Source organism: Enterobacter sp. CCUG 70166, assembly GCF_020224095.1.
GTDB lineage: Bacteria > Pseudomonadota > Gammaproteobacteria > Enterobacterales > Enterobacteriaceae > Enterobacter > Enterobacter intestinihominis.
On sequence record NZ_NRIQ01000019.1, the window covers coordinates 78501 to 96591 of the forward strand.

Annotated in this window: 4 protein-coding genes and 1 pseudogene; 2 read left to right on the forward strand and 3 right to left on the reverse strand. The window is 59.0% G+C overall.

Annotated features, from left to right (window positions below):
• Nucleotides 1–18: 18 nt before the first annotated feature.
• Nucleotides 19–13189 (reverse strand): annotated as a pseudogene (locus CKK19_RS25370) (Ig-like domain-containing protein); the annotation flags it as partial.
• Between the two features lie 120 nt (nucleotides 13190–13309).
• A complete protein-coding gene (locus tag CKK19_RS09340) occupies nucleotides 13310–14623 on the reverse strand; it encodes a TolC family outer membrane protein (protein WP_223861947.1) in 1314 nt (437 codons plus the stop codon).
• A 756-nt stretch (nucleotides 14624–15379) separates the two neighbouring features.
• Here CKK19_RS09340 and CKK19_RS09345 point away from each other — a divergent pair.
• Nucleotides 15380–16123: a DeoR/GlpR family DNA-binding transcription regulator gene (locus tag CKK19_RS09345; protein ID WP_032624296.1), complete on the forward strand. Its 744-nt coding sequence runs from the start codon at nucleotides 15380–15382 to the stop codon at nucleotides 16121–16123.
• A 13-nt stretch (nucleotides 16124–16136) separates the two neighbouring features.
• The gene (locus tag CKK19_RS09350) at nucleotides 16137–17204 is read left to right on the forward strand and encodes an oxidoreductase (protein WP_063853657.1); all 1068 of its coding nucleotides are present in this window, start codon (nucleotides 16137–16139) and stop codon (nucleotides 17202–17204) included.
• 42 nt (nucleotides 17205–17246) lie between these two features.
• Here CKK19_RS09350 and cybB read toward each other — a convergent pair whose 3' ends face one another.
• Nucleotides 17247–17777, reverse strand: coding sequence for a cytochrome b561 (gene cybB, locus CKK19_RS09355; protein WP_063853658.1), 531 nt, complete (start codon nucleotides 17775–17777; stop codon nucleotides 17247–17249).
• Between the last annotated feature and the right edge of the window lie 314 nt (nucleotides 17778–18091).

Sequence of the window (18091 nt, forward strand, 5' to 3'; positions counted from 1 at the left end):
GGCGCGATACACACGCACCAGCTCGCCGGTCAAAAGCGAGGAAGACAACGTGCCGTTTAGCACAGGCAAACGATCGTCTGTTGTCGTGCCAGCACTAAACTCACCGCGTGATGAGCCTACCTCATCCGTATAGCTAATAATTGTCGCTGCGGTGTTAGACGGCGTCAGATCGACGGTAACCACCTGCTCAGCCGTTGCGCCTGTATTCCCCGCTAAATCTACAACCCGAACTTGATAGGTATGTTCCCCTTCAGGCAAATCGCGGATATCGATGAAGCTCCAGCGGTTGCCATTCATCGTGACATACTGCCAGGTCAAACCGTTATCGACGCTGATCTGCACATATTCACCGCTGGAAAGCGGCGCACCAATCGAACCATTGATAGTCAGTGACGTATCATTAGTCAGGAAGTCGCTGTCGCTATAGCCCGTATCGGTTGAAATACTGTCAATGCTGACGGTAATCGCACTATCAGGCGCCACCAGGTCCACGGTCACCTTCTGATATGCCGACCCACCAATGTTACCCGCGATGTCTATTACCCGCACATAGTAGTCATAGGTGCCGTTAATCAGCGTGCGGCCGTCCACGTAGTACCAGCTGTTGCCGGTGACGATCACGTTCTGCCAGCTGACTCCGCCGTCGATGCTAATCTGGGCATATTCGCCGTCGGCCAGCGTTGCGCCGAGCGAGCCGTGCAGCGTCAGGGAGGTATCATTGGTGATAAAGTCGCTGCTGCTCAGGCCGGTATCGTCGCTGATGCTGTCGATAGCGATCGTTTTGCTGGCGTCCGGCGCGACGGTATCAATGGTCACCACCTGGCTGGTGGTGGCGCTGATATTCCCCGCGTCGTCAATCACCCGCAGCTGGTAGTTGTAGTCTCCGTCGGCCACCGTGCGGCCATCAACGTAGGTCCAGCTCAGTCCGCTGACGCTCACGTCAGTCCAGGTCGCGCCACCGTCCAGGCTGATCTGCGCGTGGTCGCCGCTGCCCAGGGCCGCGCCGAGCGTCCCTTTCAGGCTAATCTGGTTGTCGCTGGTAATGAAGTCGCTGTCGGACAGGCCGGTATCCTGCGAGACGGAATCCACGGTAATGCTCGTCGCCGCAGGCTTCGTCAGATCGATTACCACGTCCTGGCTGTCCGTTGCCCCAACGTTCCCCGCATTATCAATGACGCGCACCTGGTACGGGTACGTCCCGTCCGTCAGGGTACGCCCATCGGTGTAGCGCCAGGTGGTGCCGGTCACGGTCAGGTCAATCCAGGTTGAACCACCGTCGAGGCTGATCTGCGCCTTCTCGTTATTGCCGAGCTGCGCCGATAGCGAACCGTTCACCACCACCTGCTTATCGTTGGTGATGAAGTCACTCGCGCTCAGGCCGGTATCGTTTTGCAGGGAATCAATGCTGATCCCCATTGACGGTGCGGTGAGATCCACGGTGACGCTGTGGTTATCGCTGGCGCTGTTGCCGATGGCGTTGCTCACCTGCGCATTGATCACGTACGAACCGCCGTCCGCCAGCGCGGTCACGTCTGCGCTGCCGACCGTATAGCTCCAGGTGCCGTCATTTTGAACGGTAGCCGTGTAGGTTTTACCGTTAAGCGTAATGGTCACCGTCTGGCCCGCAGGCGCGTCGGTGGTGCCGCTGACAATTAGCGGCGTGCCGTGCTCGGCGGCGTTGACGATATCGTCCTGGGCAAAGGTGTTAATGACGATGGTCGGCACGTCGCCGTTCAGCGTCACGTCGTGTGTTGCGCTGCCCGGGTTACCCGCCTTATCGCTCACCGTAGCCGTAATGGTGTAATCCCCATCGCTCAGGCCGAGGAAGTCGCGGCCCGGCACGAAGACCGACCACGAACCGTCTGATCCAACGGTCGCCTGATAGCTGTGCCCGTTGAAGGAGACGGTCACCGTCTGGCCCTGCTCCGCGGTGGTGGTCCCGCTAATAGTCTGCCCCGCCAGCTGCTCGGCGTTGTTGACGATATCGTCATCGGCCACGGTGCTGATGGTGACGGCTGGTGCGACGGTATCGACCGTTAAGGTATGGGTCGTCTGGCCGCTGTTACCGGCTTTATCGTTGACCACGGCGGTCACCGTCAGCGCACCCTGGCTCAGTGCGACCAGGTCTGCCGCCGGAACGTCCAGCGTCCAGGTGCCATCGCTGCCGACAAGCGCAGTGTAGGTTTTTCCGCCCAGCGTGACGGTCACCGTCTGGCCTGCTTCCGCGCTGGAAGAGCCGTGTACGGTGAGCGGCTGCTGAGCTTCCGCCGCATTCAGCACGTCGTCGCCCGACAACGTGTTCACGCTAATCACCGGCGCGGTGGTGTCCACGCTGATGGTATGCGTCGCCGAGGCGCTGTTCCCGGCGCTGTCCTGCGCCGAAGCAGAAACCTGGTAGCTCGCGCCGTCGGCCAGAGCGCCCACGTCGGCGGCCGGAACGGTGGTCTGCCAGGCGCCGTCGCTCTGAATGGTGGCCGTATAGCTCTTACCATTCAGGGTGATAGTGACCTGCGTACCGCTGGCGAACTGCGCACTGGAACCGTTGATAACCAGCGACGCGCCCGCTTCTGCCGCATTGATCACGTCATCACCACTGAGGGTGTTGACGGTCAGCGCGACCGATGCGGTATTTACCACCACGTCATGGGTCTGAGTGCTGCTGTTGCCTGCGCTGTCGGTGATAGTCGCGCTGAGGGTTACGGTGCCGTCGGCCAGTGCGGAAATCACGCTGGCCGGAACGCCCACGATCCAGTAACCGCTGGCGTCAACGGTGGTGGTGTACTGATTCGAACCGATGGTGATAATCAGCTTATCGCCGACGCTGGCGCCGGTTGCGGTGCCGCTGACGATCTGCGCCTGCCCGTGCTCCACGCTGTTGATGACGTCATCGCCCGCCACAACGTTAAAGCTGACGGTCGGCGGTCTAGTATCAAGCGTAATCGCTTTACCCGCGCTGCCCGGGTTACCCGCGGCGTCACTCACGCTCACCTGCACGGTGTAGCCGTTATCCGCCAGGGCGGACAGGTCTGTGCCCGGCACGTTAACGCTCCAGACGCCGCCCTGCTGAACCTGCGCGGTGTAGCTGTTCCCGCCGAAGGTTACGGTTACCGTCTGACCGACTTCCGCCGTGGTGGTGCCGGAAATGGCCACGCCCGCAGCCGCTTCGCTGCCGTTGATCACGTTGTCGCCTGCGACCGTGTCAATCGTCACGGTTGGCGCGGTGGCATCTACACTGTATTCGCGGCCCGCCGAAGCGCTGTTGCCGTGCGCGTTGGTGATGCTCACCTGCACGCTGGCGTCGCCGTCTTTCAGACCCGCCAGATCCGAGGAAGGCACGCTCGCCGTCCAGTTGCCGTCGGCATCGACTTTGGCGGTGTAAGACTTGCCGCCAAAGGTGATGGTCACGGTCTGGTTCTCTTCCACATTGGATGTGCTGCCGGAAAGCACCAGATCCGCGCCTTTCTCCGCCGCATTAATCACGTCGTCGGTGGCGATGGCATCGATGCTGATTGCCACGGCTGCCAGATCGACGGTGACGTCGTGGCTGATGGAGACCGGATTGCCCGCCGCGCTCTGGCCCGCTACGGTGACGGTCATCGTGCCTGCGGCCAGAGCGCCCACGTCTGCCGCCGGGATCGCCGCGGTCCAGGAGCCGTCTGCCAGTACCGACGCGGCATAGGTCTTGCCATTCAGGGTCACGGTGAGCGTAGTGCCCGCCGCCAGCCCATCGCTTGAGCCAGTGACGATAAGATTCTGACCATGCTCAATGCTGTTGATCACGTCATCGCCCGCCACGGTATCCACGCGCAGCCCCGGCAGGCTGGCGTCGATAGTGATATCGCGCTCGCCCGTTCCCGAATTGCCATGGTCATTAGTGACGGTCGCTGACACCGTTAAATCGCCGTTGCCCAGCGCCGTCAGGACGGATTCCGGCACGTTCACGGACCAGGTCAGATCGCTCTGCACCGTCGCGGTGTAGCTGTTGCCGCCGATGGTCACCGTCACGGTGTTGCCCGCCTCAGCGTTCGTTACCTTGCCGCTGAGGGTCTGCCCCGCAGCCACTTCCGCCGCGTTAATCACGTTGTCGCCCGCCACGGTGTTGATGGTGACGGTTGGCAGCGCGGTGTCGACAAGCAGGTTCGCGGTGTTGCTCACGCTGTTGCCCACGCCGTTGGTGGCGGTCGCGCTCAGGGTGTAGTTGGCTTCGCCCAGGCTCGCCAGATCCGCCGCCGGAACGGTCAGGCTCCAGGTGCCGTCTGCCGCAGTTGTCGCCGTGTAGTTTTTACCGTTCAGAATGACGGTCACCACGGTGCCTTCCGCCAGGTTGGCGCTGGTGCCGCTGACGCTCAGGTCCTGCCCTTTTTCTACCGCGTTCAGTACGTTGTCATCGCTGATGGCGTTAAAGCTGACCGACGGCAGACCGGTATCGACGGTCACATTATGCGTGCCGCTGCCGGTGTTGGCCGCCGATCGTGACGGTGACCTTATCGCCCGCCGCCGCGCCGGTGGCGGAGCCGCTGACGATCTGCGCCTGATTGTGTTCAGCCACGTTAATCACATCGTCACCTGCAACGGTGTGGATGGTCACCCCAGGAACGGTCACATCCACCGTCAGAGTGTGATCAACCGATGCCGGGTTACCCGCCTTGTCGCTGACTGAGGCAGTGACCGTCACGCTGCCGTCGGTTAATCCTGCCAGATCCGCCGCCGGAACGTTCAGCGTCCAGCTGCCGTCCGCGCTCACGGTTGTGGTGTAATCTTTGCCGTTCAGCGACACGGTCAGCGTCTGGCCCGCTTCGGCGGTGCTGGTGCCGGAGATTGCCAGGTCTGACTGCACTTCCGTGGCGTTGAGGATATCGTCTGTGGCAATCGTGTTGATGGTCACGGACGGCGCGGTAGCATCCACGCTGTACTCGTGGCCCGCCGAGGCGCTGTTGCCGTTCACGTTGGTGACGCTTACCTGCACGCTGGCATCACCCTCTTTCAGACCGGTCAGATCCGAAGATGGCACAGTGGCGGTCCATTTACCCTCAGCGTCCACCGTGGCGGTGTAGTTCTTGCCGCCGAAGGCGATGGTGACGGTTTGATTTTCCTCCACGTTCGCAGTGGTGCCGGAGAGCACCAGAACCGCGCCCTTCTCGGCGGCGTTGATCACGTCATCGGAAGCGATGGCGTCAATGCTGATGGCGACGTTTGCCAGATCCACCGTCACATCATGGTTGATAGTCACCGGATTGCCCGCGCTGCTCTGCCCTTCAACGGTCACGGTGACCGTGCCTGCGGCAAGGGCACTCACGTCCGCAGAAGGGATCGCCGCACTCCAGGTGCCGTCTGCCAGCACGGTAGCCGCATAGGTTTTACCGTTTACAGTGACGGTCAGCGCCGTACCCGCTGTCAGGCCGTCGCTTGAACCCGTGATAATCAGATTCTGCCCGTGTTCGATGCTGTTAATCACGTCATCGCCCGCCACGGTGTCCACGCGCAGGCCCGGCAGATTCGCGTCTATCACGATTTCGCGCTCGCCCGTTCCACTATTGCCCACGCCGTTGGTGACGCTGGCTGACACGGTTAAATCGCCGTTGCCCAGCGCGGTCAGCACAGACTCCGGCACGCTAACGGACCAGGTGAGATCGCTCTGCACCGTTGCGGTGTAGCTGTTGCCGCCAATGGTCACGGTCACGGTGTTACCCGCTTCGGCATTCACCACCTTACCGCTGATGGTCTGGCCGGTTGCCAGCTCCGCAGTGTTGATCACGTCGTCGCCCGCCACGGTGTTGATGATGACGCCAGGCAGAACGGATTCCACGTTCACGGTGTGCGAGGTGCTGGTGCTGTTGCCGACGCTGTCCGTCGCGGAGGCCGACACGGTGTAAAGCGCTTCACCCAGTTGCCCCACCTCGCTCGCCGGAACGGTTGTAGTCCATTGGCCATTGGTAGCTACCGTGGCGCTGTACGCTTTGCCGTTGAGCATCACGGTCACCACCGCGCCCGCCGCCAGGCCGGAAGCCGTACCGGAGATCGTCAGATCCTGGGTTTTCTCGGTGTTGTTGATCACATCGTCACCGGACACGGTGTCAATGGTCAGCACCGGCGCGGTGAGGTTGACTTCAACCTCGTGCGTTGTGCTGTTGCTGTTTCCGGCTTTATCGGTCAGCGCCGCGGTGATGGTGTGATCCCCTGCGGTCAGAGCACTCACGTCCGCCGCAGGCACGCCTACGTTCCACTTGCCGGAAGCGTCCAGGGTCGCCGTGTAATCTTTGCTATTGATGGTGACGGTCACCACGTCACCCGCCGCCGCACCGGTCACGGAACCGGTGACAATCAGCGCCTGCGCATGCTCGGCGCTGTTGATCACGTCGTCGTCGGAAACGGTGTTAATGGTCAGCTGTGGCACCGTGGTATCCACCAGCACATCGCGATCCGCCGAGGCCGGGTTACCCGCTTTATCCAGGACGGCTGCCGTGATGGTGTAATCGCCGTCGGAAATCGCGCCGACATCCGCAGACGGTACGGTGACGCTCCAGCTGCCATTCGTCTGCACGGTGGTGGTGTAATTCTCGCCGTTCAGGGTCACGGTCACGGTCTGGCCCGCTTCCGCGTCAGAGACGCCGTTGATGACCAGATCCTGCTGCGCTTCGGCAGCATTGATGATGTTGTTGTCGCTGACGATTTCAATCGACACCGTCGGCGCGGTGGCATCCACGCTGTACTCGCGGCCCGCAGAGGCGCTGTTGCCGTTTACGTTGGTGACGCTGACCTGCACGCTGGTGTCGCCGTCTTTCAGACCGCCCAAATCGGCAGACGGTACGGTCGCCGTCCAGTGGCCGCTGGCATCCACCGTCGCGCTATAGGTCTTACCGCCGAAACTGATGGTAACGGTCTGGTTTTCTTCCACGTTGGTGGTCGAGCCGGACAGCACCAGATCCGCACCCTTCTCGGCTGCGTTAATCACGTCGTCGGTAGCGATGGCGTCGATGCTGATGGCGACCGGCGCCAGATCCACCTTCACGTCATGGCTGATGGAAACCGGATTACCCGCCGCGCTCTGGCCGTCAACGGTCACGGTGACTGTACCTGCGCTCAGCGCGCCGACGTCAGCCGCCGGAATAGCCGCCGTCCAGGTGCCGTCCGCCAGCACGGTTGCTGCGTAGGTTTTGCCGTTGACGGTGACCGTCAGCGCCGATCCGCTCGCCAGCCCGTCGCTGGAGCCGGTGATAATCAGGTTTTGAGTATGCTCGATGCTGTTGATCACATCGTCGCCTGCCACGGTATCCACGCGCAGGCCCGGCAGGCTGGCATCAATCGTAATGTCGCGCTCGCCGGTGCCGGTGTTGCCGTGGCCGTTGGTCACGCTCGCTGTTACGGTGAGATCGCCGTTACCGATAGCGGTTAAGACGTCAGATGCCACGTTAACCGACCAGCTCAGATCGTCCTGAACCGTCGCGGTATAGGTGTTGCCCCCGATGCCGATCGTGACAGTGTCACCGCTCGCCGCGCCGCTCACTTTCCCGCTCAGGGTTTGTCCGGAAGCCACTTCCGCTGCGTTAATCACGTCGTCGGTGGCAACTGCATTAATGGTGACCTGCGGCAGCGCGCTGTCGACCAGCACGCTATGGCTGGTGTTCGTGCTATTACCCGCGGTATCGGTCACGCTGGCCGTCACGCTGTAGCTCGCTTCGCCCAGTGCCGAGACGTTTGCCGCCGGAACGGTGACGCTCCAGTTACCGCTGGCATCGGTGGTGGCGGCGTAACTGATACCGTTCAGGGTTACGGTGATGCGGGTCCCGTCCGGCTGGTTGCTGGTGCCGGAGACCAGCAGATCCTGACCTTTCTCGGTCGCGTTGATCACGTCGTCAACCGCCAGGGTAGTGATGGCAATCACCGGCGCGGTCAGGGAGACGTCAAACGCGTGCGTCGCGCTGGTGCTGTTGCCCGCTTTATCGGTGAGCGTGGCGGAGATCGTTTGATCGCCGTTAGCCAGCGCGCCCACGTCCGCCGCCGGAACGCCCACGCTCCAGTTACCGGCACCGTCCAGCATGGCGGTGTAGTCTTTGCCGTTCAGGGTCAGGGTAATCACATCGCCCGCCTGCGCGCCCGTCACCTTGCCGGTGACAATCAGCGCCTGGCCGTGCTCGGCAATATTAACAATGTCGTCGCCCGCCACAATGTTGAAGGTAATCTGCGGCACGGTAGTGTCGACCAGCACGGACGCCCCCGCGCTGGCCGGGTTGCCCGCTTTATCGGACACGGTCGCCGTGACCGCCGCGCTACCGTCTGCGATCCCCGCCAGATCCGCCGCCGGTACATCCAGCGTCCAGCTACCGTTTGCCTGCACCTGGGCGGTGTACTGATTGCCGTTGAAGGTCACGGTGACCGTCTGACCTGCTTCGGCAGTAGACGTCCCGCTCAGGGTCAGGTCCTGCGCCGCCTCTGCCGCATTTAGCATGTTGTCGCCGCTGATGGTGTTGATGGTGACCGCTGGCGCGGCGGTATCAACGCTGAATGCCTGCGAGGAAGAGGCCGCGTTGCCGTTCACGTTGGTTACGCTGACCTGTACGCTGGCGTCGCCGTCCTTCAGGCCGCTCAGATCGGCAGCCGGTACGGTGCAGGTCCAGTCGCCGTTGGCATCGACCATCGCGGTCCAGGTTTTACCCGCAAAGATAATGGTAACGGTCTGGCCCGCTTCAACGTTCGAGGAGGAGCCGGACAGCACCAGATCCTGGCCTTTTTCTGCCGCGTTCAGCACGTTGTCGTCCGTCACGCTGTTGATGCTTATCGCCACCGGGGCGAGATCGACATCCACCACGGTACCGATGTTCACCGGGTTGCCGGAGGTATCCTGCGCGCTGGCGCTGATGGTGAGCGCTCCATCCGCCCACCGGGAGACGTCCGCGGCCGGAACCGCAGCCTGCCAGGTGCCGTCCGCCAGTACCGAGGCGGAATAACTCTTGCCGTTGATGCTCACGGTGACGGTGCTACCCGCCGCCAGGTCGGTGCTGGTGCCGGAGATAACCAGGTTCTGCGCGTGTTCAATAACGTTAATGACGTCGTCACCGGCGACGGTATCAATGCGCAGGCCGGGCAACTGGGCGTCAATGGTGACATCCAGGGAAGACGATCCGGTATTACCGTGCGCGTTCGTCACGCTGGCCGATACGGTCAGGTCGCCGTTGCCGAGCGCGGTTAACTGACTCTGGGTTAACGGCAGGCTCCAGGTGAGATCGTCCTGTACGGTAGCCGTGTATGTCTGCCCGCCGATGATAATGGTGACGGTATCGCCCGATGCCGCGTTCGATACTTTCCCGGTCAGGGTTTGCCCTGCGGCCACTTCCGCCGCGTTAACGATATTGTCGCCCGCGACGTTGTTGAGAGTAACAACCGGCAGCGAGCTGTCCACCAGCACATCGTGCGTGGCAGAGGCGCTGTTGCCCACATTATCGGTGACGCTCGCCGTCACGGTGTAATTGGCTTCACCCAGCGCGTTCACCGCAGAGGCGGGTACGGTAACGCTCCAGTTGCCGCTGGCGTCGGTGGTGGCTGCATAGTTGATACCGTTCAGATTAACGGTGATGGTGGTTCCTTCCGGCTGGTTGCTGGTACCGGAAAGCAGCAGATCTTCGCCCTTCTCTGCCGCATTGATCACGTCATCCGCTGCCAGCGTATTAATACCGATTACAGGCGTGACTGTATTGACCACCACATCCACTGAACTGCTGCCGGTGTTGCCGGACCGATCGGTCACGGAGACGTTAATGGTCCAGGTGCCGTCCGTCAGCCCCTGAACGACGGACGCAGGCAGGCCGAGGCTCCAGTTGCCCGCCGCATCCACCACGGTGGTGTAGTCCACGTTATTGATGGTGATAATGACCAAATCACCCGCCGCCGCGCCGGTGACGGAGCCGCTCAGGATCTGCGCCTGTGAATGGGCCAACTGGTTAACGGTGTTGGTGTCGGTGACGAAATCGTTGATGGTCACCTGCGGCACGGTGGCATCCACCAGCCCAACGCGGTCCGCGCTGCTGCTGTTGCCCGCCACGTCACTGACGGTGGCCGTGACGGTGACATTGCCATCGGTCAGCGCGCCAACGTCGGCGGCAGGCACGTTCAACTGCCAGCGACCGTCCGCCTGGACCGTGGTCTGGTAAGATTTACCGTTCAGCGTCACGGTGACCGTCTGGCCCGCTTCAGCGGTTGTGCTGCCGCTGAGCACCAGATCCTGCTGCGCTTCTGCCGCATTAATGATGTTGTCGTCGGTCAGGTTATCAAGCGTAATGGCTGGCGGCTGCGTATCGACGGTCACCACGCGTGAGGCGTCCGCGCTGTTGCCGTTGACGTTAGTCACGCTGACGCTCACCTGCGCCCGCCCGTCGATCAGCGTTTCCATCGCGCTCGCCGGAACGGTCAGGCGCCAGGAGCCGTCCTGCTGCACCTGTGCGGTAAAGGTTTGATCCGCGAATTTCACCACCACGGTTTGCCCGGCCTCTACGCCCTGCGTCTGACCGGAAAGCGTGACATCCGCGCCTTTTTCCGCCGCGTTGAGCCTATCGTCAGTGGTTACGGTATCGATGGTGACGGCCACCGCGTTCAGGTCAAGCTCGATCGGGTGTTCAGCCGCCACGGTGTTGCCCCAGGCATCTTCCGCACTGACGCTGACGGTCATGCCTCCCGCCGTCCATGCCTGCAGGTCCGCTGACGGCACGCCAATCTGCCAGCTGCCGCTGGCGTTAACCGTGGTGACGTATTCAACATTATTGATGGTGACGGTGATCTGTGTGCCTTCGGCCAGATGAGTGCTGGAGCCGGTCACGGCCAGATCCTGCTGCTGTTCAATGGCGTTAATCACGTCATCGCCAGAGATCGTGTTCACGCGCAGGCCCGGCAGTTCGGCGTTGATGTTGATATCACGTTCGCCGGTGCCGGTGTTGCCGTGCGCATTCGTGACAGAGGCGCTGAAGGTTAACTCGCCGTCGCCAAACGCCTGAAGGTCGGCCGATGGGATGGTCACGCTCCATTTCAGGTCGCTGCCAACCGTCGCGGTGTAGCTCTTGCCGCCCACGGTGACAGAGACGGTATCGCCCGCCGCCGCGCCGGTGACGCGTCCGCTGAGGGTTTGGTCAACCGCCGCTTCGGCGTTATTGACCAGGTTATCCGCGGCAAAGGTGTTGAGGATCACCTGCGGCAGCGCGGTATCGACCAGCAGATTCGCCTCGGCGGAGCCGCTGTTACCCACGCTGTCGGTGCCGCTGACGCTCACGGTGTAAAGGGTATTCGCCAGATCCAGCACGTCGGAAACCGGCACCTGAACGGACCAGCTACCGTTCTCAACGGTGGCCTGATAGTTAACGTTGTTCAGCGTCACGGTGACAGCGCTGCCGTTCGGCAGATTACTGGTCCCGCTCAGGCTCAGGGGCTGCATGGCCTCCTGCGCATTCAGGACGTTATCCTGGCTGATGGGGTCAAGGGTAAATTCCGGCGGGTTGCCGCTGAGCGTAATGCCGTGCGTCGCGCTGCTGGTGTTGCCCGCCGCATCGGTAACGGAGACCGAAATGCTGTGGCTACCTTCACCCAGCGCGCCAATGACAGAGGCTGGCACGCCGACGCTCCAGCTGCCGTCCGCCTGGACGACACCGGTAAAGGTCTTGCCGCCAACGGTCACGGTGACAACGTCGCCCGCCGCCGCGCCGTTCGCCTGGCCGGAAATAATCTGAGCCTGCCCCTGCTCGCTGGTGTTCAGAATGTCGTCGCCCGCGACAGTGTTGATAGTGACCACTGGCGCTACGGTATCGACCGTGAAATCGGCGGTGGTGGAGGCCCCGTTACCCGCTTTGTCGCTGACGTTTGCCGTCAGGGTGTGCTCGCCGTTAGCCATCGCCTGTACTTCACTGGCCGAAAGCGTAACGGACCAGGTGCCGTCGCTGCCCACGGTCGCCGTGTGATTTTTGCCGTTCAGCGTGACCGTCACAATCTGGCCCGCTTCCGCATCGGTTTTTCCGGTCAGCGTCAGCGGCTGATTATGTTCAGCCGCGTTGATGATGTTGTCCTGGGCGATCGTGTCGACAGAAATTGCTGGCGCAGCGGTATCGACGCCAATCGTCTGGCTGCCGGTCACGGTGTTGCCCGCCGCGTCTTTGCCGCTGACGTTGACCGTCCAGGTACCATCGCCCAGCGCCTGCGCGTCAGCAGCAGGCACCTTCACGCTCCATGCGCCGTTTGCCCCTACTTCTGCGGAATAGGTTTTACCGTTCAGCGTGACGGTAAGCGCCGTTCCCTGCGCCAGATTTTTGCTGGTGCCGGACAGCGTAAAGCCAGCGGCCTGCTCGCTGGCGTTGATCACGTTATCGCCCGCCGTGGTGGCGAGCGTCACGCTGGTATCCGCTGTAGAAACGGTTACGGTAATACTGCCCGCAGAGGTCGTTTTACTGCCGTCGATCTGGACGACGGACCAGGTATGTTCCCCCTCCGCCTGGGTCGGAAGTGTTACCGTCCAGGTGCCGTCCTTTGCGACCATGGTGCTGGCGATGGTGCTGCCGCTGCTGTCTTTAACCTGAATGGTCGCGCCCGGCTGCCCGGTACCGCTGAAGGTTGGGGTGTTATCATCCGTGACCTCTTTTGCACTCAGCACCCCCTGCTTGTCACCCGCGTTATCCGTCAGCAAAAATGTTGGCGTGGCGCTTTCGACTTCTTTCGTATTATCAATAACTTTTGTTTTGGTTTCGCCGTCACCGCCGTGAGCCAGCAGTGCGCCAATCGCACCGCCTCCCAACGCCGCTCCGGCAATCCAGCCCCACGGCGCATCGCTTAAGACGCTTCCCTGCTCCAGAAAAGGTTCAATGCTGCTAATGGGTGCAGCCTGGGCGGTTAATTCGGTGGCGGCAACGCCTGATGCTTCCCCGGCATCGGCAAATGAAATATGCGTCAACGCCTGGTTATCGTTAAATACCAGTTCGGAATGATTATGGGTTTCCGTGTCTTCGACAAAATAATTATTGCAGCGGATCACGCTGCCATCTTTCATATAAATGAGGAGGTCATTCCCCTGGCGGACATAACGCACCACGTCCTGAGCAGAACCCTGAATTTCAATCACGCTCGGCGATGAAATAGAGACCGAGAGATTCCCTTCACCGGTTAATTTCGTTTTTTCTGCCGTTTTTCGAATGATAACATCAACAACTTTTGCGTTACTCATATTCTTCTCCTTGCAGGTGCGCGTATTCCTGTGGTTATGTCCACCAGAGGGATGTAACTATCCCTGGGAAAAACCACCCATTATTGTCTGACTTATTTCGCGCAGAAAGGCGCGCCTTTTTTAACTCAAATCAGGTAATTTCGCGGCAGCGTTTTTCTCTATTCCGATAAGCGGCATGAGATTATCCACCGCGGAGGCGTAATTAATCGCCGCGCTCCAGCCATCGTATTCAGCCATTATTTTCGCTGAGGTGGCAGACCAGACATCCTGCTCCACGCTGAGCAGATCGTTAATGCTGCGCTTGCTCAGGGTATATTCATTTTTGTAGACGTCGCGGGCGCGCAACGCATTTTCCAGCTGACGTTTTCCGGCCTCCATACGTCCTTGCGCCCCGGTCCAGTCGGCCTGTGCGACGGAGGCTTTTTGCAGGACATCAAAACGGGCCTGATCGACCTGAGACGATGCCATTGCCCTTGCGCCCTCGGCCTGACGGACGCGCGCCGAGACCGCGCCGCCCTGATAAAGCGGTGCATCAATATTGAGCTGGATCTGATCATCCCAGTACGCGCGATTATCAGACTCGTACCGGGTGCGGCCCCCTTTCAGGCTTAAGGTTGGCCAGTGCTGTGACTTCGCGGTTTCTACGCCGTACTGGGCTGAACGCTCCATGTTCTGCGCGGCCATCACCGTTGGGATCAGTGAATAATCAATTCGATTGAGAGAATCCGACTCCACGGCCAGACCTCCCGGAACCGGTGAATAGCGTTCAGCCTGTATGCCAGTTAATACCGCCAGCCGCGCGCGGGCGCTGTTCAGGGACGCATTGTACTGCTCTACCGTCGCCTGCATTCCGGCAATACGGGTGCGGGTCTGAAGCTCATCAGAGGTGGAGCTTACCCCTGCATCGGCGCGGAGTTTTGCCAGCTGCTCAACGTTTTTAAGCGCCTGCACGTTCTCTGTTGCCGCCTGTAACAGATCGCTGTAGCGTTTCACTTCCACATAGCTGAGGGCCGTTTTTTCCGCGACGGCAGACATCGTGCTCATCAGCTGGTAGCGATAGCTGTCACGCTGAGCTGAAGACTGGCTGATGCTGTTATTGGTCTTGCCAAAATCGTACACAAGCTGCGTCAGGCTCAGCCCCCAGGCTGCGGAATTTCGCAACGAGCCGCTCGAATCGGTGGTCTGGCTGTGACCCGTACTCCCGTTCAGGGCTATTTGTGGCATCCAGCCACTACGCGCTTCGTCTATTTGTGCCTGGCCAATCCCCAGCTGTGCAGCCTGCTGACTCACCGACGGGTCGCGGTCAAGAGCGAAAAGAATACTTTCTTTCATCGTCATTGCCGCAACGGGAGATATCCCTACCAGACCGTTAGTTGCATGAGCCGCAGTCACCACCAGTGAAATTAAGGTCAGGGAAGCAGATAATCTGAGCATCCTGTTATTGCATTTCATCTTTATAATACCCCCGGACTTCAGGTGATGGCTAAATAATTACCAGGAAGAGGTACAAATAATTCACCCTATTTGCCCCACTCCTGTTTGATAAATTCCGCCAATAGTCGCCCACACCCATTTCAATTGAGATGAGAGCCGTACAATCTCTTTTTTTCTTTTAAGAATTTACTTAAATATTTATTGATTCGCAGCATAACAAAATGTGATATGAGCGACCACATCCGTAATGTTAATGTGGTGTTACAAATAAGAAAAAAGATGGGGTTTCTGGACAAATGGCTATTAGATGCGTTTACGCTGAATCATATAAACCCTCTGTAATTTAAGGAAAATTCTGAAACACCTTGATGTACATTTTTGCGTTTATTTCATCTCGAATCAGACACAAAGATTTTCAAAGAACTGTCAATTTAAGTCATTCGCTGATTAATATTAAATTATTTTACTTTAAAAAGAATATCCAATAGATATAAGCACCAATTTATATTTATAATCTGGTTTTATATTCTTATTCGAACTCCTTATTCGGTAGCTTTAACCAAATTTCCATGTAAAACATAGCGTTAACATCAGGTCTAAACGATACATACATGTTTTTGATGACTGATTAATGCTAATTCAATATTCACCTTATTAAACTGTTTTTGGACAACATCCCCCTCCTGTTACGATTCCCTTTCCTGTAAAATGCTGTAAACTGCATAGTATTGCGACATTTTGCAGGATGCTGCACCCATGCATAAAACCGCCAGACAAAAATATGTACTTGAAATTATTACTGAACAAGGCCAGGCCAGCATCACTGAGCTGGCAGAAAAGTTGCAGGTTTCGGCGGATACCATCCGTCGCGATCTGACCGATCTGGAAAAAAAGGGACTGGCGCAAAAAAACCATGGCGGCGCCATCGCGCTGAATCTCTCGACGATGAACCGAGTTAGCAGGAATACCTTACTGCCTGAAATCAAGCAGCGGCTGGGTAAACAGGTTGCGCAGTGCGTACCTGCGGGCTCGACGCTTTTTCTGGACGCCGGAAGCACACTTCTGGCCGTTGCCTCTTTCCTGCAGGGACCGCTGACCATCATCACCCCTTCTCTTGATATCGCCCAGCAGGTTAGCGATCGGGAAGATATCGATCTGATCCTGCTTGGTGGAAAGTGGGATCAGAAACAGCGCCTGTTTGCCGGAAGCGCCACCCTTTCGCTGCTCTCTCGCTACCGGGCGGATATCGCCATCCTTGGCGCATGCGCCATTCATGCCGAGCTCGGATTGAGCGCCAGTCAGGAGGCGGATGCCGAGGTGAAGCGTGCCATGCTGGCCGCAAGCCAGGCGCACTGGGTAGTCGCCGATCATCTTAAACTCAACCAGTGCGAACCTTATCTGGTTTCAGGGTTATCCCAGATTCATCAACTGTTTTTAGATCGTCCCTGGGCAGAGCTCGGGGACCATAGCGCCGTGCAGGTTACCGTTTGCGCGCATTAACGTGGAGAAGGTCATGAATAAAGTGAAGACAATGAATATTGCGCTGATCGGGTATGGTTTTGTGGGTAAGACGTTTCATGCCCCGCTGATCCAGTCCGTCGACGGCCTGAAGCTGGCGGTGGTCTCATCCAGGGATGAAGAAAAGGTCAAACGCGATCTGCCGGACGTCCACGTTGTTGCCACCCCTGAAGAGGCTATTCAGCACCCGGATATCGACCTGGTGGTTATCGCCTCCCCTAACGCGACCCATGCGCCGCTGGCCACCCTGGCGCTCAACGCCGGCAAGCACGTAGTGGTGGATAAGCCATTTACGCTGGATATGCAGGAAGCGCGAGATCTGATTGCGCTTGCGCAAGAAAAACAACGCCTGCTCTCTGTCTTCCATAACCGCCGCTGGGACAGCGATTTTCTCGGCATTAAGCAGGTGATTGAGCAAGGCAGTATCGGCAAGGTAAAACACTTTGAATCGCATATCGATCGTTTCCGCCCGGAGGTTCGCGTGCGCTGGAGAGAGCAAAATGTTCCCGGCAGTGGCCTGTGGTTCGACTTAGGCCCGCACATGATTGACCAGACGCTACAGCTTTTTGGTCTGCCGCTGTCGGTACAGGGCAACATCGCCACCCTGCGTGACGGTGCGGAAATTAACGACTGGGCGCACGTGGTGCTGAACTATCCTGAACACAAAGTGGTCCTCCATTGCAGCATGCTGGTGGCAGGCGGCGTTGCCCGCTTTACCGTCCACGGCGATAAGGCCAGCGTGGTGAAAGCGCGCATCGATCAGCAGGAAGCCCAGCTTCTGGCAGGCGTCATTCCGGGTAGCGAAAGCTGGGGTGAGGACAGCGACGCTATGGTGCTGTTTAATGCCCAGGGTGAAGCCAGCGCTATCCCTGCGCCAAAAGGCGACCAGCGGCAGTACTATATAAACGTGCGCGATGCCCTGAACGGCAAGATTGACAATCCGGTCCATCCGGTGGAAGCCCTGGCGGTGATGGCGGTGCTGGAAGCGGCGGTAAAGTCTTCAGAAACGGGTACAACTCAGGAACTGGATTTAACGGCGCAGGAGCGCGCGCAACTGCAATAAGCCGCAAAAAAAATGCCCTGCGGGTTGGCAGGGCATTATCGGTCACTGACGCTTTTTCGGCATCATGCGCAGCAGCGTATTGTCTTTCCAGAAATAGTGATGCATCAGCGCGGCAAAGGCGTGCAAACCAATCACAAAATACCCCAGATTCGCCAGCGTTACGTGCCACGCTTTTAGCGTATCCACCAGGTCAAAATTCCCCTCCGCCGCATGCGGCATCGTCAGGCCAAACGCAAACCAGTCATTTCCCCGGTTATACATCATCACCATGCCGATCAGCGGCAGCGCAATAAACAGCAGGTAGATAACCAGATGCCCCAGATGGGACAGCCCGGTGATCATCGCTTTTGGTTTCGGTTGAATGGGCGGAGCCGGGAATTTCAGGCGGATAAGCAGGCGCGCCACCATCAGCACCAGGATGCTGATCCCGCAGGAAACGTGGATCATATTAATAAGCGGACGATCGGTTCGCGGGAACGAACCTCTGAATTCCATGGCGCAATAGGCCATAATCACTAACAGAAAAACCAGCCAGTGAATGCTGATTTGCAGACCCGTATATTTTGTGCGCATGTTGTTTCCCGATAAATAACAGTTATCGCGCCAACATAACCACCTTTCCTGAAAATGTGAACCCCCTTTTACGGAGGGCCGAGTATTCCCAGTTATTTGAAATCAGAAGCATTAACGTGCCTTCAGAATAACGGAGGGATTACAGCGATGCCCAGGTCCGGCTGTAAATCGCTGAGGCGTTTGCCTTCCGGCCGGGGCGAGGCGCAGGGATGCGCCGAGAGGGCGGGCTTTACAGGGATGTTACCTCCGCCCGTCCCCGATAAGCCGGAAGGAATAAGCCGAAGGGACCGCGAAGCGGCGATTTACCGCCGGGA

Coding starts and splice junctions, on each gene's coding strand:
- CKK19_RS09340 (WP_223861947.1), bottom strand. CDS start 14,623: ATGCTCAGATTATCTGCTTCCCTGACCTTAATTTCACTGGTGGTGACT.
- CKK19_RS09345 (WP_032624296.1), top strand. CDS start 15,380: ATGCATAAAACCGCCAGACAAAAATATGTACTTGAAATTATTACTGAA.
- CKK19_RS09350 (WP_063853657.1), top strand. CDS start 16,137: ATGAATAAAGTGAAGACAATGAATATTGCGCTGATCGGGTATGGTTTT.
- cybB (WP_063853658.1), bottom strand. CDS start 17,777: ATGCGCACAAAATATACGGGTCTGCAAATCAGCATTCACTGGCTGGTT.